We start from the raw sequence: 21,136 nt of genomic DNA, 5'->3' as shown, positions 1-21,136 counted from the left end.
GGACCAGTATCAAACTAGCACTCTCTAATTATGAAAGATGGTTCTGAAAGCTACTTTCTTAGAAAGGCTATCAAAACCGTAGCGTGATGGCTTTCTCTGTTATCGGCGATGCTTTCAAGACTTCTTCCTCCCTGTCAGGAACCAATGGTTTCCCCACCCATCGGAATCGAGGACAACGAAAGCGCCGCGACTTCTTGCACAAACTCTCGAACTACTACGCTCGAGAGTACGATCTCGTCGCCGTCGAAGACCTCGACGCGAAGGGTCTGATGGAACTCCCGTCGAACAGCCGGAACCGTGCCGGAGCAGCGTGGGGAACGTTCCTGCGGATGCTCGAGTGCAAGTGCGAGCGCGAAGGCACGCACTTCGTGGCCGTCGATCCGGCCGGAACGACCAAAGAATGTGCGGCCTGCGGTGTCTCGACCGACAAACCGCTGTGGGTTCGCGAACACTCCTGTCCCTCCTGTGGCTTCACGGCGGACAGGGACTGGAATGCGGCCTACAACATCTTGGTACGCGGTCTGAAGCAAGTAGGGACGGGCTGTCCCGAATCAACGCCTGCGGAGACTGCGCTCCCTACGGGAACCTGTTCGGTTCCTGCAAAGCGCGTCGTGGAAACAGGAAGCCCCATCCTCAAGGAGCGAACGGCGTCAGCCGTGTGCGAGTAGGGTGGAGAGGAAGTCACCAGACCACACACAGCAACTGGAACAGCTGAACGCAAAGCCAGAGATCGATGGCATCCTCCCCCGTCACTTAGGCAATAGTGATCTTGGCCGATTCGTACCCGGGTTCACACTCGTAGCTGGTCGAACAGTCCAGTTCCACTGCCTCGATACAAACAAACGAGATGTATCATGCGGCATTAATTCAGTCCGACACTTCTCCGCCAGAAGAGCAGGCCGAGAATAAAGAGCAGTCCCGGAAGCAGGACCATACTGATCCTGGGCCGCCAGTCGAAGTAGGTGAACAGCAAACAGTTGAGATCGAAGATATCGGTGAACAGGGAGACGGCATCGCCCGCGTCGAACGAGGATACATTGTCATCGTCCCTGATACCGAAGTCCATGAAAGAGTGACGATCGAGATCAAGACGTCAGCCCGAATGTGGCCTTCGGCGAAGTCGTCGAACGACATGATCACTATGAGTAGTCTATATGAATTTTCCCGGCTTTAGGTCGGAGATATCACTCTTGAGATACACCGTGTCATTTTCTTGGGAGTATTTGAGGAGATTCGCTTCCTCCATCCTCGGGATATGCGAATGATAGAGGTGCAAGTAGATCTCCTTAACGTCTTCACCTGAGACCTGAAGGGGTGTTTCAGCATCATACTCTAACCGTGCTACTTCGTCCGCCAGATCGACGAGTGAAATCGGGGTTTGGTATCGCTTAAGACAATACAGGGCGAATCGCCGCCGTTCATGCGATAGAACATCAAATAGAACGTCGTTGGAAAGTTGATTATCTTCATCTTCATGGGTGACATTCTCCATCATGCAATTCCCCCTCATTACTCGGCCTATTATAATATTATCGATTTATACAACCGGGTGCAGTAGGTAAGAGACAGAAAGAAGAAAATAGGCGATGCTGCTGGTAGCCGTCGCGAGAAATATGAGAGAGAAGAGTGGTGGATGAGCCTTATCGGATTTAAACCGGGACCACTCAGTATCTTACACATCCTCAGTTTTATCAGGATGTGTTATGAGCCGAGGGCTCTCACCAGACTAAGCTAAAGGCCTGTACAGGTGATAAGTTGAAGGAATTCCATAGCTGTTGCTATTGACGATTCAAGGACCGACTCTCTACCTATCTACCGGTCAGGGACGCCGTAATTGACGTGAATGGTCGGCGTACTCGCTGACTCAGGGACTTCAACACCATTCCAATCCACGGCTCGGATATTTGCACACTCACCGGAGAACCGGAATCGTTGGACCCCGACATCAATCAAGCCTTCTGCTACCCCACCAGAAACAACTATAGCTTCTGCAATAGGATTATCAGCAGCCATTTCGATCTCACCAGAAACCGAGATCTCAAAATTCGAGGGGACACCGCGTCCAACAACCGTTACAAGATTTGGGAGTTGTCTATCCTCAGAAGCATCGGTCTGATCCTTTTCCGTAATGGTATGGGACATACACCAGGAACTCGAGCAGCTCAGTATAAGCTTTCTTGTCGAAAAAACAGTGAAATAGCAAGAAAGTCTGCAATCCCAAAATTGGGAGAACACCAGTAATTAGCCTTGGGAAGTACGTTCTATCTATAAGTCATACACTGGCATGTACAAGGGTGATAACAAATACTCTAGCCAGTGAGAACGGATTATGGACGATCTGACAGGGTTTCAACGCGACCTGCTGTACGTGATCGCAGGCAACGAACAGCCATCAGGCCAAGATGTGAAAGATGAAGTAGAGCAGTACTATAGTTCAGAAATCAACCATGGCCGGCTCTACCCGAATCTTGACACCATCGTCAACAAGGAGTTAGTGGAGAAAGGGCAACTGGATCGCCGGACCAACTACTACGATATCACGGATGTTGGTCTTGAACAACTGCAAGAGCGGCGAGAGTGGGAATCACAGTACGTGGATTTCTAAGGATTACTCCCCTGTTGCTGGCTCGAAGTCGACGATAAAGGTTTCGTCGTCCTGAACCCGGAACAAGACACCGAACTGGTTGCCTTCAGGATCAGCTACTATAGTAGTCGTTGAAACGATTTACTCACCGCTCGCAGTGAAGCGGCCAGCGAGTCTTCGCTGGCCGCGAATTCGCGAACGGGATGTGCACTGACTTTCAACGACTACTATAGGTACAGATGCCCTCCAGTATCAAGTGTGAGGACGGGCGGTCGATAATCAGACGGATCCCAGTCCCGGTACTCCATCGCTTCCTCTGACATTGGAGCTAGATTAGTGATCATGGAGCCGGTGAGATCGTCCCAGTCATCAAATCCTTTTGTCTGGAAGACTCCAGGCCTGTTGCCCTCAACATCGTTGACAGGGATCAGCAGTGATCCATCACCGAGCTCGAGAACCACCAATTCACTGGATACGTCAACTGCCCACTCTAATGCTTTGTGCCCCCCCAACCAGGTCTTCCACGTTCAGGATCATCTGGCCCTGGATATCGTCCATACCTCGTCCGAGGGATACCTTCCGGATAAACATTACTGGCACTTTACGGCCAATCCAGGAGCAGAACGAAACTACCTATAAACTGATTTTCCAATCGGCTGTAGTAATGTTATATTATTAACCAGTGGTGGTATGGAATCGCTATGGGGATCAAATGTGATGACTGTGAGACAGAAGCAAAATAGACAGAACGGGAATGCCCGATTTGCGGTCGGCCATTTGCGGATCAGCGTTCTGGTCTAGTGAAAAATCTCCATTCAAAAGTTCGCAAATTGAGCGATATATTGATTGAAACACCCTCTCTTCACTATAAAACTACTCCTCACTGGAGAAAAGCCTGGGAAAATTATGACTCATATGAGGTATCAAAAGCAAAATCCTCCAGTCTAAAACGGACGTTATATGTCACCTCTATCTACACTATTATCGCCTTCTTTGCTTTCTCAGCACTTCTAATGGTTTCTCTACCGCTCCTATTTGACGCCCCTGAGGAAAATGCCGGGCCTGGAGAGGCAGAAGTAGATGGTGATCCAGAGGCAGCGGAAGCTACTGGGGGTGATACTAACTCAGCCGAAGCAACTGATAGTAGCGAGAGAACAGACACAGGTGAGAGTAGTTCTGCCGATTTAGTTAGTGATGTAACGTCGCTTGATGATCTGGATGGTCAGTTACGGGGAGACGGACTCCAAGTTGAGTTCCTTGATGGCGGTAGTGATTATGTCTGGTTAGATTACGTAACTGCTGCAAATTCGGATCAGGAGATGAGGCAAGAAGTAGAAACTGTCGCAGTTTCATATGCTGAACTAGTGAATTCAGGGTCACCACATGGGTCAGAGCTGATGCAAGCGATATTTATGGACGGATCTGGGAACGATCTTGGTAACTTTTTCATTATGCATGATTGGGCACAGCAGTACGCCAACGGGAGATATCCTTAGAGGAGTACATTGAGCTGACAATAACGGAAATATTAGAATACGAGTAGCGAAGAGCCTCCGTCTTGCATCTCCATCGTGTGAGAGTTTGCCTATTTGGATACTGCCGTCTTCTTTTTTAGGCAAAATGAGACATGTTGTGTATGGGTTTCTTCCGGAAAGGAAAAACTACGAATCTACTTCTTTCTCAAAGCCAGGATCACGAAGATCCTGGAAGGCAGCTAAACGCTATATCAAGAAGCTCACCTCCTTCGCGATACTGACTACAGTCTTCAGAATCGTCTACAGTCAAAACACACAGACTATCCTCGACTTAGCATGGCGGGACCAGATCTCCTGGGGAACCGCGTTCTCCCAATCATTGATCAAGCCATGCAGTACGGAACACTCAAAGCCCCTGAACTAGCGATGCACGCGGTCGAAATGCTACTGCACGCCCGTGTGTTCACCGCGTTAATTGAGGGAGTAATCCCGTTGTTCGTCTACTTCATGTCCCAGTTCTATCTCGTTTCTTTCCTCCTCGATATCTGGGACGGCCGCGAAGGTGAGGTCTTTTGCTACTGGATGGTCTTTATCGCGACCGCGATCTGGATTCTGATAGTGTTCGGCGTGATGAACGGGTACGTAGCTGTCACCGGTGCAGAGGTCACGTTCAACGAAACAGAGGTCATCCATAACCTGAACCAGATCGGATCCGCGGACCCATTTCAAAATACCACAGCACCGGGAAGCACCGGCAACCAAATGACGACCACTGCTGGGACAATGACCGGTCTCCTCGAGAAGACGAATCCATTCTCATGACCGACGATCCAAACCAGAACATCAAGCAGCTCGGGTAAAACCTACAGCTTTCAAGCCAAGACTTCGGTGAAGACGAGCAGGATACGAAGAAGGACCGTGTCGACGACATCCTAAAAGAGTCGAACAAGCTCCAGGACGACGTTCGTAACGGTTACTACTTGATGAGTACACCGTCAGAGCCGACATGGCTGGGCGCCGGCTGCCTCTACGACAAAGCATTCGAGATTCTGAACATCATCCCCACCAGTTAGAGAACGAAGGCGAGGCCGACTTGGCCGACAAGTTCCGTCAGGAAACACAGCGTGTAGCCAACCAGCTTGCAGCTTTATTGATCAATATATGACTCATGCAACCAAATCGGGAGTTGATAGAAGATGCCTGAATGCCAGAATTGTGGGACGCACGTCACTGAACGATATGCCCGTGTATTCACACCCGATGATGTTGATGAACCGCGCGCCTGTCCACAGTGCCCCGATAAACTCCGGGACGGAGCAGAGGTCCGTGGAGCAAAATCACAACGACGGTGACCAAAAACACGGATATACCATTTGTAAGCAGGTAGCTACTGTAGAGCTCTCAACCGGCGTTCTGAACCTATATGGCCACGACGGAGCTCATAGTGACGGACTTGCGTAAGTACTGAGACTGGAGTCTATCTGTTGCTGTGTTTGAAGACCAGTGTGGAACCGCTGAACAATCTCTGACTGATGCTTCGAACATGCCATAGGTACAATTGCTCCCTCTTGAACCGGTATCATTGTCTGAGCGGAATTATACGGTGCAAGGCGGCAGCTAGGACAAGAGATACCGCCAGCTGGACGATGATGAAGGAACTCAGCAGTATCTTCAGAGGTTAACCCACAAACCGAAGTGAATCGCTTAAGGTGGTCGTCGCAACTGATAATAGGGATCGTAAGCTGATCCAACAGTAGAAAGGAAAGTGCCTGCTGACTACCAGACTGGACGGCAGACCGGCACTTATCGCAGTGAATCGCCGACTGTGGATGCTGGAAATCTGGTGATGGCATCTATCTATTTAACAGGACGCCAAACAGGTAAGTGATGGGTTGTCACTCACCTACAGGATCTAAGCAACCAACCTAAAGCACTGTCTCTGCCGTATTGAGGGACTGGATCAGACAAAAATCCACTCGATATACAGCTGCAGGTGACCGTTGAGCATTCAGAGGGGGATGTATGATACGGAAACACATGCCTCATTGTCGGTGGTTTATCACGTTTTGCAACGAAGGGGAAATTGCCCTGGGAATCCGCTCGAGACATCCGTGGACATCTCTGCCGAACCACCAGGGTAAACAGGTACTCCTCCCCACTGACGTACCTGTGAGCCGGCTTGTAACCGGCTTTTCCGTCATCAACCGGCTTACTATAGTAGAATCCGGAAGTCTTTGTAGTGGTACCCGCCGAAGATCGGCGTGTCTCGTTGTCTCTCGAGGATCGAATGATAGGTGTGAGTAGACACTTCTGGAAATTACTATAGATGATCAGTAGAGTGGGGACCGTTATCAGTCGCCAGTCTTTTACGGTGAAAGGAGAGAATCGGATGTATGGCTGACGAAGACACCGGTAACAGTAACGAGCGGACGCAAGAAACCGCAGAGAACCAAGACGGATCTGAAGATCAATCTTTCCGTGAGCGAGTGGAGGAAATCCGTGAAAAGCGAGCCGAAGAGGGTGACGGTGAAGGTGAACCCCCTGAAAGTCCGTTCGGCGGTGGTATGGGTGGCGGCCCCGGAATGGGTGGCGGTGGTATGGGCGGCGGGAATCCAATGGCGCAGATGATGGGTGGGATGATGGGCGGCGGTCCTGGTGGCCCTCCTAGCGGTGCTGGAGGTCAGGAAACCAGCAATGAGGAACTCGTAAGTGAGGTTCGACAACTCCGCGATGAACTGCGTGATCAGACCCGCGCTCTCAAGCGTATTGCTGACGCTATTGAGGACTCATAAAGCTCGGCTACTGTCCACTCTATCGAAGAACTGTCGGTCTATGGGCCTTACCGGATTTGAACCAGTGACCACTCGGTATCTCACACGTCCTCACCCGGTGCCAGATCGTGTTATGAGCCGAGGGCTCTCACCAGACTAAGCTAAAGGCCCAGCACACAGACAAAGAGAAATAAGTTCCATAGCTCTTCCTATTTATCGTATACCGACCACTACGCAAAGCAAGAAATATCGGCCTATACCATTTCTCCAAAACGTAGTCAGTCTACCAACAGAGCGATCTCAGTATCGAGGTACTGAATACACCATTCGAGATCATCCATTGATGCTGTCGCCCCATCTCGCTGGATAGAGATCATGAGACCTGATTTCTTGGGGAGATCATCCGTCCACGATAGAATCCAAGCATCATCGAAGACTCGCACAAGTGCATGGAGATCACCTGTCTTGAACGCCTCCTCGGTATCATCGAGTCCAAGCTGCTTAACGATTGTATCATCCACCACAATCCGGTCCTCTTCGCAAGTATACTTCGCACGAACATCGTCCCGCATCTTCGTGTCAAACTCTGTCGGCTTGTACCGTGTTACAACTCGAAGATCGTCTCCGACTTGTTCAAAGAGATCATCCCAGATACCTGCCACCAGTGAACCGGTCATACAAATGGCTATATTCATCTGATGATATTACTGTCAATACTCCTGAATAAGCCATAATCAGTTTTGATGATCTCTAACCTCGATTGTCCCATCGTTTGCCACGGTAACAAGCAGGTCTTCAATCGTAAATGCGACAACTAACTCTTCAGTAGAAGACTCGAGAAGTGAATCAAGCGCATCGGGATCAAGATAGTCACTAAATGTGAAGTCGACCTCGGTTGGATCCTGATCAAGATGATCTGCGATTGTTTTAATCACCTGTACACTATCAGGAGTTGGAGCAGAGGGAGTCGTAGGCCCTGTATCGTGTTCAGTCATTGCTATAGAAGCAAGTCATGTACCGCGTGTATAATGGTTGCTATATTTATTAATCTCTTTCGAAGGTAATCTCCACTGGTGATAGCTTCTCTCCAATGAATTTAGTCAGTAGTTCCGAAGGGACATCTGTGATCTCTCCTTCAACAGAAAATTCTATTGTATCTCCATAGATATTGATATCTACATCATCAAGTTCGACATTTGCATCATCTTCCACATTGATAGTAAGACCCATATCTGTTCACAGACGTGATACGATATAAATAGATGCCGGAACGCTGGTGATCGCTATAATTCTCATATAAACATCACCATTGGCGCAAGAGAAGCGTCAAACCGAAACTATCTATACAAGCCATGAACGACTGATAACATATAACATGAACTCTTCAACAGAAGCGTCGCTTGAAGAACTACCTCCAAGCTCGAAACTTGTCTACAAGACGTTAGAACACGAGGGCAAATGTACCCAAAAGGAACTCATTGAGAAGACAAAACTCGTTGCACGGACCGTTCGATATGCACTTAATCGGCTTGAAGAGGAAGAGTTAATTGAGAAACAAGTATCTTTCCAAGATGCACGCCAGCAACTCTATATGATCTCTAAATGAGAATCCTGATTCATTGAAACTCTCTCATCCAGAACAAATTCTGGTTACCTCTGTTCTTGTCAATTCCTCAATCTTCCAGAAACCAATTGCCTCACCGATCTCCGTGCCGCACTCAGCAATAACCTTCACACCCTCATCCTCGTCAGTATACAAGAGATCGTAGCGTGTACTCTCACCGGTTTCTATCGACGCTGGCATTCTCGTCAGAAGACGGAGTCGTGCGCCGTCTGTGGAGTGGGCCATGCAGTCGAGCTTACCCGACATGAACTGCCTACGTCGCCTGTGAGCGCCCGCGGATGGACACGCTCGAGGAGACCGATGAGTAGCCAGATTCCCGACGGCCGCTACGTCAATCTCAACTGCCCTGAGTGCCAAGCCCATCCGGGTGATATCGAAATCGTGTTCGACCGCAAGGGCTGGTTGGTGCTGCGATGCACCTACTGTCTGGTTTCGTTCAACGCGTCGATCGACGCCGACCAGCCGGTCCAAGCACGCCACCCACCAAACGGGGAGTTCGACGACCGACTGTTTCAGACCGACGACTAACCGACAAATTCTCATTCAGCACGCGGGGTGTCTCGAATACGCACCACCTGCGAGTCGTCGCTGGATTCATAGCGGCACTTGTGAACTTCTCACATGGTCCCCGCAGAACAGCATACAAGACATCCTGCTCATGAGTCTGGGGCGGCTCCCCCATCCGCTCCATTCAGATACCACGAGGAAACAGCGCCCAGCGAAAGCGTCTGACAACGACTGACGTCGAGCGGGATGATGAACGTCGCGCATACCTCGGACGCGACCGTTGGGGCTATCACGACCTCAGATAAGTACTTCATGGCCCACAGTTACTCGCAACGAGGTGAGCGTGAAAAGACCGCGAGCGGCACGGGGGAGAGGAAACGCCCACTCGCGGGACATGGGGATTCGGACTGTGTCACGTACGGGAACACGCGACAGTACGATCTTCGTCGGGCGAGCGCTGTCAGTAGCACGCTGGCAGTTGCCGGGGTCGCGTGTAGTCGCTATTCGTAGATTGATGGTCTGGAAAACCGCCCGCCTAGATGATTGGAGATCAGCGGGCACGTCGCATACTGGGGGGATGACGCAACAGATTCTCTCGCCGGGACGAGAGACACCGCGCACGGCTTCGTTGCAGTTCGAACAGACGTAGTTCGCGCCGACATCGGCGGGCATGATCGGAACGCCGAAGGTGCCGACTTCGCCACTCGAGAGCATGGTGCCGTTCCCAAAGCGGTACTGAAAGGCCAGCAGCGACAGGGCTAACTCGGTGACACTGTAGGACCGGTAGGGTTCGATCTGTTCGGCCAGTATCGGAAACCCGAGGCCGTGGATCTGCGATAGGATACAAACGGACGTGGTGGCACTCTCTGCCACCCCACCGAGTTGATATGTTTCGAACCCCGTCGCGTCCTGCGATTTCACCGGCTTCGACCGACGAAACCATGACGACCACTCAGACCATCGCAGTTCGATTGAACTGACCCACAAACGCCGGAATCGCCGTCATCGGGGTGTGTACCTATGTCTGAGCCCGAGAAAGTTGAAGGTATCGTTCTTATTCCCGGTCCCTCGCGAAAATATCTCAACGAACGGCAATTAGTTGCCTACAAGGGTCATCGGAAGAAATACATTAAATGGCTCACTCGCATGGGCAAAGACCCCGAAAAGCTCGAGAGATACGCTCATGACACCGCGCGAAACTACGCGAGTATCACCGACAAGTTCTATCGGTGGGCTTGGGATCATCGAGGCGGTTACACTCTCGATCTCGAGCATGATGACGCCGACGAATACCTACAGGAACAGGTATTCTCTGATGATGAATACTCAGGATCCCATCTACATAATGTAAAGTTCACCCTCAAGGCGTACTTCCGATTCCGAAATGACATAGATGAGTGGGAGTCTGAAATCTCTATCAGTTCACCATCAGGTGCCACTCAACCGAAAGACTACGTAACAATGGATGAACGAAAGGCCCTTCGTGAAGCTGTTCTCGAGTTCGGAACCGTTCCCGCCTACGCTGCACTTTCACCGGAAAAACGGTCCGAGTGGAAACGATTCCTTGCACGTCGATACGGTAAACCGATGAACGAAGTATCGAAAGACGATTGGGACCGTACGAACGGTTTCAAATATTCCAGTATTGTCCACACGTCTTTTGACGCAGGACTTCGACCTATCGAAGTTGGGCGAGCTAAAACCTACTGGGTAGACGTGGAAAACGCCGCACTTCGGATTCCGGAAGACGAATCATCAAAGAATGAGGATAACTGGACTGTTATCCTCCGGCACGAAACAGCAGAATATCTGGCACGGTGGCTCGAAGAGCGCGAAATGTACGATAAGTATAACGACACGGACCAACTTTGGCTGACTCGCCATAGTAATCCATACAGTTCGTCGTCACTCACTTACCTGATCGACAGTCTCTGTGAGATCGCTGAGATTGATCGAAGCCTATCGTGGTACGCTATTCGACACTCAACTGGAACATATATGGCTCGAGAGGAAGATTTGGCCGCAGCAAAGTCACAGCTGCGGCATAAATCAGTAGAGACAACGATGAAGTACGATCAGGCACCTATAGAGGATCGCCGAAACGCGCTGGATAATATGGGTTAGTTACCTCTGTTGCTTTCTCAGAGACGAGTCGCGCAACGTCACATAGTTTCAGTGATCCCGAGATTGCCGCTAAGACATAAATACGATCAGGTCGCTTCCTGCTTGTTAATAGAGAGCCAAAATTTCTCGATATCCTGAATAAATCGAGCAAAGTCGTCAGGTTCATCGGGTTTTCGAATATGATGGTCAGTATTAATATCGTTTTCCTTGATGATATCTTCACCGAAATCCGAAGTAGTGAGAACCACAACGGGTATCTCGCATAATACCGGATCATCATTTAGCTCAGATAATACTTCTAAACCACTCTTTCCCGGTAAGCGAGGTTCAAGGAGGATAAGATCGGGAGAGGAGTTATTAGCATGTCCATCTTGCTGCTGCAAGAAATTGAGCGTTTCATCACCGTTAGAGACAGTGTGCGCGATATTGGCAATTTCTGCATCTTCAAATGTTTCCGCAAAAAGACGTTCATCTCCCGGATTAGGTTCGATCAACAGAATCTCTATCGTCGTTCTCCCCTTTTCGTCTTCGGCAGCCATTGTCATCTATATTCATTGAAAGCTTAAAAGGCTATCTCGCCGATACCCAAGACATTTACTTACAATTGAGTTAATCCATACCGTCCGAAATGCCCCCAGAAGTGGAGTCAGAAAAGGGCCTGTACTCATCACCTAACAGGAATATCCTTCCGCTATCGGGATTCCACTAAAGGGCACTGTCTAGTTCTGCACCTCCTCGACTGGTACGTTTCCATCGAGAGCCTGATGCGGTCTCTGGTGACTGTAGTAATGCACAAACTGTTCAAGCCACTCTCGGACGCTCGCCCGACTGCCCACCCATGAATTATGGAAGCGGCCGATACGCATTTTGAGGGTGTGAAACCACTTTTCGATCTGTCCCGTTTCGAGTTGATAAAGTCACCGAGCAACCGACCAACAGAATTCGTCGGAAGACTGCACCTATGCTTGAATAGTACACTATTCTCAAGGGAATAGCCGAGAGAGAGCGTTCAACTTGAACTATCCACTAGATGTAGACGTAAAACATATGGACTGAGGAGTGCCGCCGCTCATAGCGGCGGCGCTCCAGTCATCGTGAGACGGATTTAGCCATAGGTTCGCAACGTTGTGTTCCACCGTGTCCGGATCGTGCGGATCGCTTCCGGCACGCCACCCCGCAGTGGGTGGCGTTGCCGGAACCATTCGATCAACACGTACCCGATCAATGTACAGAAAATCTCGAAGAGAACGCCATTCAATGACCGAGAGTGGAAGTTCCCGATATTTGTGTACTGCTTGAGTTCTCGGAAGAGGATCTCGATCATTGTGCGAAGCGTGTAGATGCTCATCACTTCAACAGGCGCGTACGCTGACGACAACGTCGTCAGGTACGCGAGTTCCTCGCCATCAATATCTTCGAAGACGACGCGGCGGAATTGTTCGCCAGTCTCGGCAAGCTCAATCAGTTCATCACGGAGAACTCGTGTCCCCTGCTCGTCGGTAATCTCGACGTCCTGGATGTGTTCCAGGACGTCGACACGAGCGTCTGCTTGGAGGAGACAGATGAAGTCCGTTTCATACTCTTTGAGTTCACAGAACCGGTCATAATCAAGGTAGCCGCGGTCGAAAACGTGGATTGGCGAGTCGAGGTCTGCAAAGACCTCGACATCGCTTTGGAGATGGTCGAACTGGGTTGGTTCACGCATTACGCCTGGCGTGATGGTGACGCCAAGCGGGTGCTTGGCGTCGCCATCGACACGCGCGGAAAGATTGAGATGGAGCCCTTTCTCATCGGGATCAATCTCATGCAGAATGTCGGTGTCATGGCGTTCGCTTGGAACTGCAACTGACCTAGTCAGGGGGAGATTAGTTGCGTCAGTTGCTACAACGGCACGATCAAGCCAGTCAAGTCGTTTTCGTTGAACACTGCGTTGGTGATAGAGCTGTGGTGAATGAAGCAACTCTAGGAACAGACGAACGACCGCGCGATAGTCGCGGTCGTTCGTCAACCTCGAAAATGTCGAGCCAGCCATGTACGCCAATTCGTCGTAGACAGCTGTTTTCTCGGCGAGTTCGGCAAGTGAATCGGATGGGTGAACACCCTCAAAAATGGCGACTTTGAGGTGGTTGTCAAAATCGTGTCTAGCAGTGTGTGTTCCGATTTCGAAGTCGTCGGCAATGAACTCGCTGTCGACTGCGTCGAGCAGCGAGTAAAACTCGGCTCCAACAGTTGATGGAGAAACGCTGTCGATCTCTGTACCCATTGCTCAGGGCTAACGAACTCACATCAGATTTAAATACTCGAAACAGGACAGATCGAAAAGTGGTTTTACACCCTCAAAATGCATGTCGGCCACTTCCATAACTCGTGAGTAGGAAGTCGAACCAGCGTTAGAGAGTGGCTGGGTTTGAGAATTCTTCAGTGATGTTACTCAAACCGAAACAAATTTGGATGAGATATCAGCTAGTATCGCTAATATAGATCTCATGCCATCAAAAACCTGCCCCCTCTGTGCGGAACAATTTCCGTCAGCCAGTGCTGTACGAGACCACACATGGGATCAACATCACGCATGTCATTATTGTAACGAACAGTTAAACGACGATGTCTCTAAACATGTGCTGTTCAAACACTGGCTCACAGCCCACCCTGACGACCTGCGGCGAGTGGATCGCAAGCAGGCAGACTCAGCTGTCGACTCAATAACGTTCTCGGACCGGCTCTCCAGCCAGGGTGTTGGAGCTGCCGTGGCAGGCCTCCCTCGACGATATTTTCTCCTCGCGGGTGCTACTTCGATAGCAGGTGGAATTGCTAGTGCTAGCGCATACCTAAACTCCCAGTCCAACGGCGAAGTGGACAACAAGGTGAATTCAGTCGACGAGTACAAGTATGCGACAATCGGGGCCGAGGATGCTGGGACGACTATCACCTACTACGGCAGTTACAAATGCCCGTTCTGCGCGCAGTTTAGCACTGGCATGCTCAAGGAGCTGATTCGAGACTACGTTGAACCAAGCGATCTTGCAATTGTCTACCGCAATCTTTCGTATTTCAATGGTCAAGCATTCTTAGGAGCAGATGCCCCGAATGCCGGTCACGCAGGACTGGCAGTCTACAACAACGAGCCTGAATCGTACCTCGATTATCACGATTACGTATTCGAAAACCAACCGCCAGAAAGTCAGCAGTGGGCAACCGCAAACCGACTGACAGAGTTCGCCCGCGAAGCCGGTATGTCAGATTCAAGTATTGTGCAAACAGCAGTCCAAGAAAATCGATATAGGGGTGCACTCCGGGAAACGGAATCCGCAGCTATGGAGGCAGGTATTAGAGGAACACCAGCACTCATCATCGACGGAGAAATAGCTACTCCGGGCCAAGATCCAGTCCGAGAACTTATTGAAAATGCAATCTCCAATCCCTGACCGAGTAGACAATATACAGCTCTGGCTTGCAAGTGGAACGCTCATCGCTACTGTTGCAACTGCTGGAAGCCTCTATTTCAGTCTTGAACTCGAGTTACTCCCCTGTGAGCTGTGCTGGTATCAGCGAATCTTAATGTATCCTCTGGTGGTTGTGCTCGGCGTTGCGACGCTTGAACGAAGGCCAGACATCTGGCGGACTGTTCTCCCACTGTCAGTTCTCGGGGGTGGCATTGCGGCGTATCATTCTATTCTGCAGGTAACGACCGACTCGTGTTCGTTCAGTGGGTCCTGTGCAATAGTGCAGTGGCAGGCTCCGGTCGTTGGACTATCGATTCCGAATCTGTCACTGCTTGGTTTTCTGTTTGTGACGATTACTGTATTCGGTGCGAGCGAGACTGCACGTACAGATACGACAAACGCGTGAAAACTTTCAGAACAATTCTCGGGTGAGGCGACCATTTGAGGCAGTCTGCTACCTGGAAGGACGACTCCGGGTAGCTGAGCCCCAAATTGATGTTTATTGAACCTATAGTTAAATCCGTCTTCTTGTTTGTAGATTCCTACAATTATGCACAAATCATCTTCTTACTGACCGATTTAAATTGTTCTGCTAACAAGATAATCGGACGACGCGCTGATTTGACGAATAGATAGAATTTCTGACAAACAGGACACTACTCACAACGATGAACAGCACACTGAGCGGGTAGCAGTATCAACAAGTACTCAACCAGCGGTGTTGTGATGGAAGGTCTAGCTGCTAACTCAAAAAGTGCCATCAAACAGTGAAATCCACTGCCTCACGGTGATTCAACAGGGCCAATCAGGGAGACATCGAACGGTCTTTACACGAGAGATTTCGAATTTGACTATGGCCGATGACGAAGTCAACATTACTAGGGACGGAACTGCAGATGAGACGACGATCCAGTGGCGGTGGGATGCCAGCACCTCACGTACCGTTCGACTCCTATGGGCGTTCGGTGTTGGTACCTTCTTCGCCGCGATCGTTACCGTCATCTGCTGGCGACTGTATAGGATGGCCGGTGAGGTCGCTGGCGGATTTGGTCGAGCCGTCGTTATCGCCCTCATCATCGCGCTTGCCGCGACTGTTCTCGCACTAGCTGCCTCGAGCGATACCGAACGACACCTCAAGCGGATCACACGCCAGCTCCCCATCAATGTACCGTCAGAAACGAGTCTAGACAGGGCAATGGACGCTGCCGTCGGCACAGTCGTAATGGGGGTGATCATCGGTATGCTGATGGGTATCGGTCGATATGTTTCACAAAATGAGCTGCTGGCCGTCGGTGCTGGTCCCTTTACTGGGCTGGCTGCGCTGTTGCTTCCGCTTGCGCTCGTCGCGCTCGTCCTCGCTTCGTTCCTCCAATCCGTCGGTGCACTTGATTATGGAGAACAGATAATATACCTCTATGAGCCGGAACAGACAATCGACCTCGCAGTAATTGAAGCTGTTTCGACCCGGCAGTTTGGGGACGTCGTAGTAGTGAAACTCAGCTACGCCCAGCCAGATAATCAATACATCCAAGGCCCACGTCGAATTGTTGTACCGCCGGAGGTTGCCCATAAATTACAGTCGCCCATCGAACACCGCACGGCATAAACAAGCACATCTGAGAATGTTGATCCACTCGCTGCCAGGGGCTAACCTACCTTTTTCTCAATCATGATTATTATTCCCGTTCTCTTGAAGTTTATATATTAATACAACGAGTCCTGATATAACCACTACCTCTACAACACCAAATGTCCAAGCCAGGACGTTCCCCGTAGATAATGCGTATACCAAGCTCACAAACAAAATGGCGGCGACAGCTACCCATTTAATCGAAACTTTGTTAGTAAGATAATTTAATGACATAAATGGCTATTCATGGGCTATGGGTAAAGGCCCTTGGATCATCCGTCTTTAACTAAGAGAAGAACCACGTGACAGCGGCGGCTTATCGAGGCTACTTTTCGAGAGGAGTGAGGAGGCAACCGCAAAGGGGAATATTCTGTGTGACTTTTGTCACTGTATTTCTCGGCGATTAAAACGCACTAACTCAATGGATACCGCAAGATCCCCGGCGATAGCAATGCTTATCGCCCTATATCAGAGCGCTACGGTGAGTGGCGTAGTGGAAGAAGCAGTATTTTCGTGATCATGGTTATTATGTGTTATTTTAGAAACTCCATGCACGTTGAACCATTCACTGACGAACGATCTATCCGGCGCGCCCGTGAGCTGGTGCGATCCGAACGAGGGGAACAGTACGTCGCTATCACCGACGGCGGTAATCAGGTCGACGAAGAAGGCAACACGATCGCCGTCTGCTCGCTGCAGGAGCAGCACATCCAAACCGCGAACCGTCGGCGGAATTTTTCGCGTCGGACCTGCGAGCAGCGGCCGTCGCGTTCCGACGCGCCGACTCAAGAAGGAAAAAGGTCGAGTTATCCGTCCGTCTCGTTACCACCGGTTTCCGTTTCGTTTCCGCCACCAGCGGTGTCGCCGGCTGCGCCACCGCCTTCCTCGCCCTCGGCAGGGACGAGTTGGTGGACCGCTCCGTCTCCCTCGACCGTCCGGGTGGTCGTCGTGAGAACGTATATTTCGCCGTCGGCACCCTCGCCGAAGGCGTACACGAAGCCGCTCGGTCGCCCGTCCTGTGCGGCTTCGCCCCGGAGCTGGATCTGTTGGATCGGCCAGAGGCCAGTCTGGGGTTCCTGCGCGGCGCCACCGTCTCCTTCGGTCTCGTTGCCTCCGGTTTCGTTACCGCCTTCTCCTTCGTCCGTCGGCGGATCGAGGAACAGATCCTCGAGGTCCCCCCCGCCGGCTTCCTGCCAGCCCTCCGGCGGACGGGAGAGGAAGACGGTGCCCGGGTTCTCGCCGTCGAGGCTCCAGTCGCCGAAGACGTACGCGCCCTCAAGTTCGCTGATCGCGCCGCCCTCGTAGAGGTAGCCACCGGTGATGGAGACGCCGATCTGGTCGCTGACGACACCGCCGTTTTGGCGCGTTCCGCTTGCCGCCGTTTTGCCAGCGGTGTCGCCGTTTTCGGTCGCGTTACCGGTGGGAACACCACCGGTATCGGTCATGTTCCCGGTCGTATTGCCGCCGTCGTCGGTCGCATTGGCGGTCATATTGCCACCGTCGTCGGAAGCGTCGGGCGGAGACTGGATGATCCCGAGTCGATGGGGATACTCGAGTACCGGATCCAGCAGTTCTTCGCCGCCCCGGACGTCGTCGGGGGTGGTATCCGGGCATTCGTCCGGCGGCGTCCTCGGCGTTTCCGTGCTGAAGCAGTAGGTCCCCTCCTTGACGTTCCAGCTGTAGTTACCGCCGGACCGGACGTGGTTGACGCTCTCGATCAGATTCTGGCCGACGTCCGCAGCGAGCAGTTCGCCGTCCGGGGTGAACGACATTCCCCAGACGTTGCGAAAGCCCCAGGCGTATTGTTCGTCGAGGTGGCCCTCCATGTCGACGAGCGGATTGTCGTCGGGGATGCCGTACGGTTGGTCCTCCGACTGTGCATCGACATCGATCCGCAGGATGCTTCCGAGGAGGTTCTCCTCGGTGTCCTGGCCGTTGCCGCCTTCGTTGTCCTCGTACCAGTCGGAGACGTGACCGAGGCCGACGTCGTTGGCCGCGCCGCCGTCGCCGGTGCCGACGTAGAGGTAGTCGTCGGGACCGAACGCGAGCGACCCGGAGTTGTGGTTGAACTGCGGTTGCGCGAACTCGAGGAGCCGGCGCTCCGACTCGGGATCGGCCGTCTCGTTGGCATCGCTCGCGGTCCGGTACTCCGCGAGGACGAACGTGTGGTCGTAATCGTCGGGCATGTCGTCCTGTAACGGCGCGCTGTACCGGATGTAGAAGCGGCCGTTCTCGGCGAAGTTCGGATGGAACGCGAGTCCGAGCAATCCGCGCTCGTCGAACTCCATGAACTCGACGAGCCGGTCCGAGATGTCGAGGAACGGCTCTTCCTGCAGACCGTCGGGGCCGTGGACGTAGATCTGTCCCGTCTGATCGGTGATGAACCGTCGGTCGGAGTCGTCGTCGGGGACCGTCAGACTCGTCGGCGCTGTCAGGGGGCCTTCGGCGACCGTCTCGAGGCCGACGGTCGGCCCTACACCGATGTACTGTCCGGGTTGTTCCGCTGCACCGTCGGCAGGCGCCTCATCGGCGAACGTGATGTCGCCCCGCATCGAAACCGGGTGCGGGCCGCAGTAGTACTCGGCCATTCCCTCCTCGGCCGTGAACTCGAACGTCTGCGTCTGGCCCACCTCCGAGACGATCTCGGTCGGGCCGAACAGTTGCTCACCACCTTCGGTTTCGATGTTGAAGTTGTGCGGTGCGCCGTCGAGGTTCTCCCATGTTACCGTATACTCTTCGCCCTGAACGAGGGTGAGGGTTGGATTTCGTTCGTCGGCGATCGCGTCGGGCGCGATCCCGACCCAACCGCTTATCCGACCGCCGAACCTGATCTCGCTGGGGAGGGCTTGCCCCTGAGCAGCCCCTGGAAGCGCGAGCCCAGCGACGGAGAGCGCTGCGGATGACCGGAGAACGTTTCGCCTCGAAATCGTCGAGTTGTCATCGTTTCGTGACATGATAGTCTCAGTACGCCGCACCGGATGTCGGTCCGGAGTACCCTGTGACCCGGATAGCATAGTGTCGATATCGACCAATAAACCGATTCGATTGTTCCTTGCTCAAGATCGACTTATCAGAATGCCATATTCCTAATACATTTTTACCACATACTAACGTTGTTTTTCGGTAAATGGTCTTTCATGTACAGGTCGGCAACCCCGTCCCCACATCTTTAGAACCGTATCTCAGGGCGGGCAATAATCTGATCTTGCCGGTGACTCATGACCGGGCAGCGATCAAGCCAGCTTAAACAGCGAGCGGATGTCGCAATGAACGATGGGCGTGAATCTAGTCTCTTTAGAAGAAAAATTTCCTCCCGTGACTTTTTGTCCCGAACTATTCGTACTCAAAAAACGCTCGTCACTGGTACCGGTGAACGGCGAGTGATCTTCTCAGCAACGCTCTCCAGTAGGACACGACTCGCTCTGGTTCGATCATGGCTTCCAGTTATGATCTAATAAATGTCATGGCTGTCTACAAACTCAACGATTGAATGTCCAACAGCTCTGTCATTTGTTTCGTATCGATCATCTGTCCGTGTTGGTCAGCTTATTCCGCCGCGATCTCCAGGATCTGTTCAGCAGCATCCTCTTGCCCTGCCTGAAAGTTGGCATACAACTCGGACTGACCGATTCGAGGGCAACACCCCTTGGATATCAGTGGAACCGATCATGTGTAACGCTGTGATCTGTGTATCTGGATACTCCGAGAGCACAAATTCATGTGCACCGTCGGTCTACTCAGACTGATTGACCGGGACAAGAAGCCGAGATGTCATTACGTGTTCTTTCGCTACAATATACAAAACTGCTCAACAGGCATGTGTCAAGAATAAGATACACTCTAAAATTTACGCTCTTAGGTAGAGGATTGTTGGTCAGTTCTCAGCAGTAGCTGGAAGTCACAGAGGGCAAGGGTGACGCGACCGCGTCACCCGACGAACGATGTTCCCAATCAAGACGTTCGTCTCGGAGCGTCGAGCCGCGAACCTGCTGTCACAGGTTCGCTGGCGTAACGGCGTCTATTGCCCACGCTACCGTGCCGAATCGGTGATTCGGTACGGCAGCTATCGAGTGTTTCAGCGGTATCTCTGTAAGAATTGCGACCGCACGTTCAATGATCAGACCGGTACTTCTTCGAACACTCGGCGGTTGCACTCAGAAAATGGTTTCTCGCCGTCTACACTTACATCCGGTTCAACACCAGTCTCAGACAGTTAGACGTAGAGATCGACGTTTCTTACAAGACGATCTACCGGCGCGTCCAGCGCGTCCAGCGCTTCCTGCGAGCGCTGGACGCGCCTCGGCCACAGCTCGAAGGCCCGATCGAAATCGATGAACTGTACGTGAAAGCCGGTCTCAAAGGCCGCGAGCGCGACGGCCCGTCGCGCTCGCGTGGCCTGTCCACGCGCGGAAGAGGATCAGTACGAACAGGACAAGCTTCCCGTGTTCATTCTCGCAGATCGCGGGAGTGGTGCACGGCACGTGATCCCAGCGAAAGCCGCCGATGAATCGACGACTCGACTCCTCCTGGCTAACCGCCAGCAGGAGTTGTTGACCGTCTATACTGACGGCTTTCGGGCGTACGAACCACTCGACGAGGACGACGCATTCGACCGCGAATACGTCGTCCACGGCGACGGTGGGTACGTTGATAGAGACGTACACGTGAATACGTGCGAGAGCCACGCGTCGCTGACGCGACGGTGGCTCTCGCCGCATCGAGGCGTCTCCAAAGACAGACTCACGCCGTATCTCAGAGCGTTCCAGCTCCGCCGCGAAGTCTTCCGAAAACCAGGAAAAGAAGCACTGAAAACCATCCTCGAAACAGCACTCTAATTCACCAACAATCTACGCCACAAGAGCGAAAATTTAATAATCTGGTTAGAATGCCGTTCCGATGAAACATCATTTCCTTTTCTTTTAGGAGATTCTCCTGACTATTTCTGTCGGAACGATCAGCGGAGGCGGTGCACGTATCG

22 protein-coding genes, 2 tRNA genes and 5 pseudogenes are annotated in these 21,136 nt (G+C 52.0%); 15 read left to right on the top strand and 14 right to left on the bottom strand.

Going from position 1 to position 21,136, the window contains the following annotated elements:
* Positions 1 to 173: 173 nt before the first annotated feature.
* Together CP556_RS20700 and CP556_RS27355 are read left to right on the top strand one after the other, a co-directional pair.
* A pseudogene (locus CP556_RS20700) lies at positions 174 to 668 on the top strand (RNA-guided endonuclease InsQ/TnpB family protein); the annotation flags it as partial.
* A gap of 134 nt (positions 669 to 802) precedes the next feature.
* Positions 803 to 1,149 (top strand): annotated as a pseudogene (locus CP556_RS27355) (TRAM domain-containing protein).
* 1 nt (position 1,150) lies between these two features.
* Here CP556_RS27355 and CP556_RS20690 read toward each other — a convergent pair.
* The 3 genes from CP556_RS20690 to CP556_RS20685 all read right to left on the bottom strand — a co-directional run bounded on the left by CP556_RS20690 (position 1,151) and on the right by CP556_RS20685 (position 2,142).
* On the bottom strand, positions 1,151 to 1,495 hold the full coding sequence (locus CP556_RS20690) for a DUF7344 domain-containing protein (RefSeq protein WP_098727700.1): 345 nt from the start codon (positions 1,493 to 1,495) through the stop codon (positions 1,151 to 1,153).
* Between the two features lie 132 nt (positions 1,496 to 1,627).
* A tRNA-Ile gene (locus CP556_RS26150) sits at positions 1,628 to 1,740 on the bottom strand.
* Positions 1,741 to 1,812: 72 nt separating this feature from the next.
* Positions 1,813 to 2,142, bottom strand: coding sequence for a hypothetical protein (locus CP556_RS20685; protein WP_098727583.1), 330 nt, complete (start codon positions 2,140 to 2,142; stop codon positions 1,813 to 1,815).
* A 187-nt stretch (positions 2,143 to 2,329) separates the two neighbouring features.
* On the opposite strand from CP556_RS20685, the gene CP556_RS20680 reads away from it, so the two are divergent.
* Positions 2,330 to 2,605, top strand: coding sequence for a PadR family transcriptional regulator (locus CP556_RS20680; RefSeq protein ID WP_098727582.1), 276 nt, complete (start codon positions 2,330 to 2,332; stop codon positions 2,603 to 2,605).
* Positions 2,606 to 2,811: 206 nt separating this feature from the next.
* Here the strand turns inward: CP556_RS20680 and CP556_RS20675 are convergent, their stop codons facing one another.
* Positions 2,812 to 3,045, bottom strand: coding sequence for a hypothetical protein (locus CP556_RS20675; RefSeq protein WP_255291537.1), 234 nt, complete (start codon positions 3,043 to 3,045; stop codon positions 2,812 to 2,814).
* Positions 3,046 to 3,414: 369 nt separating this feature from the next.
* Here CP556_RS20675 and CP556_RS25520 point away from each other — a divergent pair, with 369 nt between their 5' ends.
* The 4 genes from CP556_RS25520 to CP556_RS20660 all read left to right on the top strand — a co-directional run bounded on the left by CP556_RS25520 (position 3,415) and on the right by CP556_RS20660 (position 6,851).
* Complete coding sequence (locus CP556_RS25520; protein WP_141551730.1) at positions 3,415 to 4,080, top strand: DUF8159 domain-containing protein; 666 nt, start codon at positions 3,415 to 3,417, stop codon at positions 4,078 to 4,080.
* Positions 4,081 to 4,395: 315 nt separating this feature from the next.
* Positions 4,396 to 4,881 (top strand): hypothetical protein, encoded by a 486-nt coding sequence (locus CP556_RS20670; protein ID WP_098727581.1) that lies wholly within the window; start codon positions 4,396 to 4,398, stop codon positions 4,879 to 4,881.
* Between the two features lie 374 nt (positions 4,882 to 5,255).
* Positions 5,256 to 5,411 (top strand): DUF7563 family protein, encoded by a 156-nt coding sequence (locus CP556_RS27605; RefSeq protein WP_486187783.1) that lies wholly within the window; start codon positions 5,256 to 5,258, stop codon positions 5,409 to 5,411.
* Between the two features lie 1,041 nt (positions 5,412 to 6,452).
* The gene (locus CP556_RS20660) at positions 6,453 to 6,851 is read left to right on the top strand and encodes a hypothetical protein (RefSeq protein WP_098727579.1); all 399 of its coding nucleotides are present in this window, start codon (positions 6,453 to 6,455) and stop codon (positions 6,849 to 6,851) included.
* A gap of 41 nt (positions 6,852 to 6,892) precedes the next feature.
* Here the strand turns inward: CP556_RS20660 and CP556_RS20655 are convergent.
* From CP556_RS20655 to CP556_RS20640, 4 genes are all read right to left on the bottom strand, one after another.
* Positions 6,893 to 7,001: transfer RNA gene (locus CP556_RS20655), tRNA-Ile, on the bottom strand.
* A gap of 107 nt (positions 7,002 to 7,108) precedes the next feature.
* Positions 7,109 to 7,507 carry a DUF7522 family protein gene (locus tag CP556_RS20650; RefSeq protein WP_098727699.1) on the bottom strand — a complete coding sequence of 133 codons (399 nt, stop codon included), beginning with the start codon at positions 7,505 to 7,507 and terminating at the stop codon, positions 7,109 to 7,111.
* A gap of 57 nt (positions 7,508 to 7,564) precedes the next feature.
* On the bottom strand, positions 7,565 to 7,825 hold the full coding sequence (locus tag CP556_RS20645; RefSeq protein WP_141551729.1) for a HalOD1 output domain-containing protein: 261 nt from the start codon (positions 7,823 to 7,825) through the stop codon (positions 7,565 to 7,567).
* 49 nt (positions 7,826 to 7,874) lie between these two features.
* Positions 7,875 to 8,042, bottom strand: coding sequence for a hypothetical protein (locus CP556_RS20640; protein WP_176548272.1), 168 nt, complete (start codon positions 8,040 to 8,042; stop codon positions 7,875 to 7,877).
* Positions 8,043 to 8,205: 163 nt separating this feature from the next.
* On the opposite strand from CP556_RS20640, the gene CP556_RS20635 reads away from it, so the two are divergent.
* Positions 8,206 to 8,436, top strand: coding sequence for a MarR family transcriptional regulator (locus CP556_RS20635; RefSeq protein ID WP_098727576.1), 231 nt, complete (start codon positions 8,206 to 8,208; stop codon positions 8,434 to 8,436).
* Between the two features lie 24 nt (positions 8,437 to 8,460).
* On the opposite strand, the gene CP556_RS20630 is transcribed toward CP556_RS20635, so the two are convergent.
* Positions 8,461 to 8,700, bottom strand: a complete 240-nt coding sequence (locus CP556_RS20630; protein ID WP_098727575.1) for a hypothetical protein — start codon at positions 8,698 to 8,700, stop codon at positions 8,461 to 8,463.
* A gap of 54 nt (positions 8,701 to 8,754) precedes the next feature.
* On the opposite strand from CP556_RS20630, the gene CP556_RS20625 reads away from it, so the two are divergent.
* Both CP556_RS20625 and CP556_RS20615 read left to right on the top strand, forming a co-directional pair.
* On the top strand, positions 8,755 to 8,982 hold the full coding sequence (locus CP556_RS20625) for a hypothetical protein (RefSeq protein WP_098727574.1): 228 nt from the start codon (positions 8,755 to 8,757) through the stop codon (positions 8,980 to 8,982).
* A 999-nt stretch (positions 8,983 to 9,981) separates the two neighbouring features.
* Positions 9,982 to 11,085 (top strand): tyrosine-type recombinase/integrase, encoded by a 1,104-nt coding sequence (locus CP556_RS20615; RefSeq protein WP_098727572.1) that lies wholly within the window; start codon positions 9,982 to 9,984, stop codon positions 11,083 to 11,085.
* Between the two features lie 86 nt (positions 11,086 to 11,171).
* On the opposite strand, the gene CP556_RS20610 is transcribed toward CP556_RS20615, so the two are convergent.
* The 3 genes and pseudogenes from CP556_RS20610 to CP556_RS20600 form a co-directional block, all read right to left on the bottom strand.
* Positions 11,172 to 11,624, bottom strand: a complete 453-nt coding sequence (locus tag CP556_RS20610) for a response regulator (RefSeq protein WP_098727698.1) — start codon at positions 11,622 to 11,624, stop codon at positions 11,172 to 11,174.
* Between the two features lie 180 nt (positions 11,625 to 11,804).
* A pseudogene (locus CP556_RS20605) lies at positions 11,805 to 11,978 on the bottom strand (integrase core domain-containing protein); the annotation flags it as partial.
* 212 nt (positions 11,979 to 12,190) lie between these two features.
* On the bottom strand, positions 12,191 to 13,348 hold the full coding sequence (locus CP556_RS20600) for an IS4 family transposase (protein WP_098727571.1): 1,158 nt from the start codon (positions 13,346 to 13,348) through the stop codon (positions 12,191 to 12,193).
* 39 nt (positions 13,349 to 13,387) lie between these two features.
* Here CP556_RS20600 and CP556_RS27350 point away from each other — a divergent pair.
* The 4 genes and pseudogenes from CP556_RS27350 to CP556_RS20585 form a co-directional block, all read left to right on the top strand.
* A pseudogene (locus CP556_RS27350) lies at positions 13,388 to 13,453 on the top strand (IS6 family transposase); the annotation flags it as partial.
* A 250-nt stretch (positions 13,454 to 13,703) separates the two neighbouring features.
* Positions 13,704 to 14,510 (top strand): DsbA family protein, encoded by an 807-nt coding sequence (locus CP556_RS20595; RefSeq protein WP_218011990.1) that lies wholly within the window; start codon positions 13,704 to 13,706, stop codon positions 14,508 to 14,510.
* Positions 14,491 to 14,934 (top strand): disulfide bond formation protein B, encoded by a 444-nt coding sequence (locus CP556_RS20590; RefSeq protein ID WP_098727569.1) that lies wholly within the window; start codon positions 14,491 to 14,493, stop codon positions 14,932 to 14,934. The genes CP556_RS20595 and CP556_RS20590 overlap by 20 nt, the downstream gene beginning before the upstream one ends.
* 447 nt (positions 14,935 to 15,381) lie before the next feature.
* Positions 15,382 to 16,134 (top strand): hypothetical protein, encoded by a 753-nt coding sequence (locus tag CP556_RS20585; RefSeq protein WP_098727568.1) that lies wholly within the window; start codon positions 15,382 to 15,384, stop codon positions 16,132 to 16,134.
* Positions 16,135 to 16,964: 830 nt separating this feature from the next.
* On the opposite strand, the gene CP556_RS20580 is transcribed toward CP556_RS20585, so the two are convergent.
* Entirely contained in the window at positions 16,965 to 19,112 is a 2,148-nt protein-coding gene (locus CP556_RS20580; RefSeq protein WP_098727567.1) for a PQQ-dependent sugar dehydrogenase, read from the bottom strand.
* A 389-nt stretch (positions 19,113 to 19,501) separates the two neighbouring features.
* Entirely contained in the window at positions 19,502 to 19,606 is a 105-nt protein-coding gene (locus tag CP556_RS27345; RefSeq protein ID WP_394340750.1) for a universal stress protein, read from the bottom strand.
* 493 nt (positions 19,607 to 20,099) lie between these two features.
* On the opposite strand from CP556_RS27345, the pseudogene CP556_RS20570 reads away from it, so the two are divergent.
* Positions 20,100 to 20,993, top strand: a pseudogene (locus CP556_RS20570) (IS1595 family transposase).
* Positions 20,994 to 21,136: the final 143 nt, after the last annotated feature.

Origin of the sequence: Natrinema sp. CBA1119, from assembly GCF_002572525.1 — an archaeon.
In the GTDB taxonomy this organism is placed as follows: domain Archaea; phylum Halobacteriota; class Halobacteria; order Halobacteriales; family Natrialbaceae; genus Natrinema.
The sequence above is the reverse complement of the archived record's forward strand: the minus strand, read 5'-3'. Positions and strand labels throughout refer to the sequence as shown.

Excerpts from the sequence above, each read along its gene's own strand:
- CP556_RS20690 (WP_098727700.1), bottom strand. The coding sequence starts at position 1,495 with ATGATGGAGAATGTCACCCATGAAGATGAAGATAATCAACTTTCCAAC.
- CP556_RS20685 (WP_098727583.1), bottom strand. The coding sequence starts at position 2,142 with ATGTCCCATACCATTACGGAAAAGGATCAGACCGATGCTTCTGAGGAT.
- CP556_RS20680 (WP_098727582.1), top strand. The coding sequence starts at position 2,330 with ATGGACGATCTGACAGGGTTTCAACGCGACCTGCTGTACGTGATCGCA.
- CP556_RS20670 (WP_098727581.1), top strand. The coding sequence starts at position 4,396 with ATGGCGGGACCAGATCTCCTGGGGAACCGCGTTCTCCCAATCATTGAT.
- CP556_RS27605 (WP_486187783.1), top strand. The coding sequence starts at position 5,256 with ATGCCTGAATGCCAGAATTGTGGGACGCACGTCACTGAACGATATGCC.
- CP556_RS20660 (WP_098727579.1), top strand. The coding sequence starts at position 6,453 with ATGGCTGACGAAGACACCGGTAACAGTAACGAGCGGACGCAAGAAACC.
- CP556_RS20650 (WP_098727699.1), bottom strand. The coding sequence starts at position 7,507 with ATGACCGGTTCACTGGTGGCAGGTATCTGGGATGATCTCTTTGAACAA.
- CP556_RS20645 (WP_141551729.1), bottom strand. The coding sequence starts at position 7,825 with ATGACTGAACACGATACAGGGCCTACGACTCCCTCTGCTCCAACTCCT.
- CP556_RS20635 (WP_098727576.1), top strand. The coding sequence starts at position 8,206 with ATGAACTCTTCAACAGAAGCGTCGCTTGAAGAACTACCTCCAAGCTCG.
- CP556_RS20630 (WP_098727575.1), bottom strand. The coding sequence starts at position 8,700 with ATGTCGGGTAAGCTCGACTGCATGGCCCACTCCACAGACGGCGCACGA.
- CP556_RS20625 (WP_098727574.1), top strand. The coding sequence starts at position 8,755 with ATGAGTAGCCAGATTCCCGACGGCCGCTACGTCAATCTCAACTGCCCT.
- CP556_RS20615 (WP_098727572.1), top strand. The coding sequence starts at position 9,982 with ATGTCTGAGCCCGAGAAAGTTGAAGGTATCGTTCTTATTCCCGGTCCC.
- CP556_RS20610 (WP_098727698.1), bottom strand. The coding sequence starts at position 11,624 with ATGGCTGCCGAAGACGAAAAGGGGAGAACGACGATAGAGATTCTGTTG.
- CP556_RS20600 (WP_098727571.1), bottom strand. The coding sequence starts at position 13,348 with ATGGGTACAGAGATCGACAGCGTTTCTCCATCAACTGTTGGAGCCGAG.
- CP556_RS20590 (WP_098727569.1), top strand. The coding sequence starts at position 14,491 with ATGCAATCTCCAATCCCTGACCGAGTAGACAATATACAGCTCTGGCTT.
- CP556_RS20585 (WP_098727568.1), top strand. The coding sequence starts at position 15,382 with ATGGCCGATGACGAAGTCAACATTACTAGGGACGGAACTGCAGATGAG.
- CP556_RS20580 (WP_098727567.1), bottom strand. The coding sequence starts at position 19,112 with ATGTCACGAAACGATGACAACTCGACGATTTCGAGGCGAAACGTTCTC.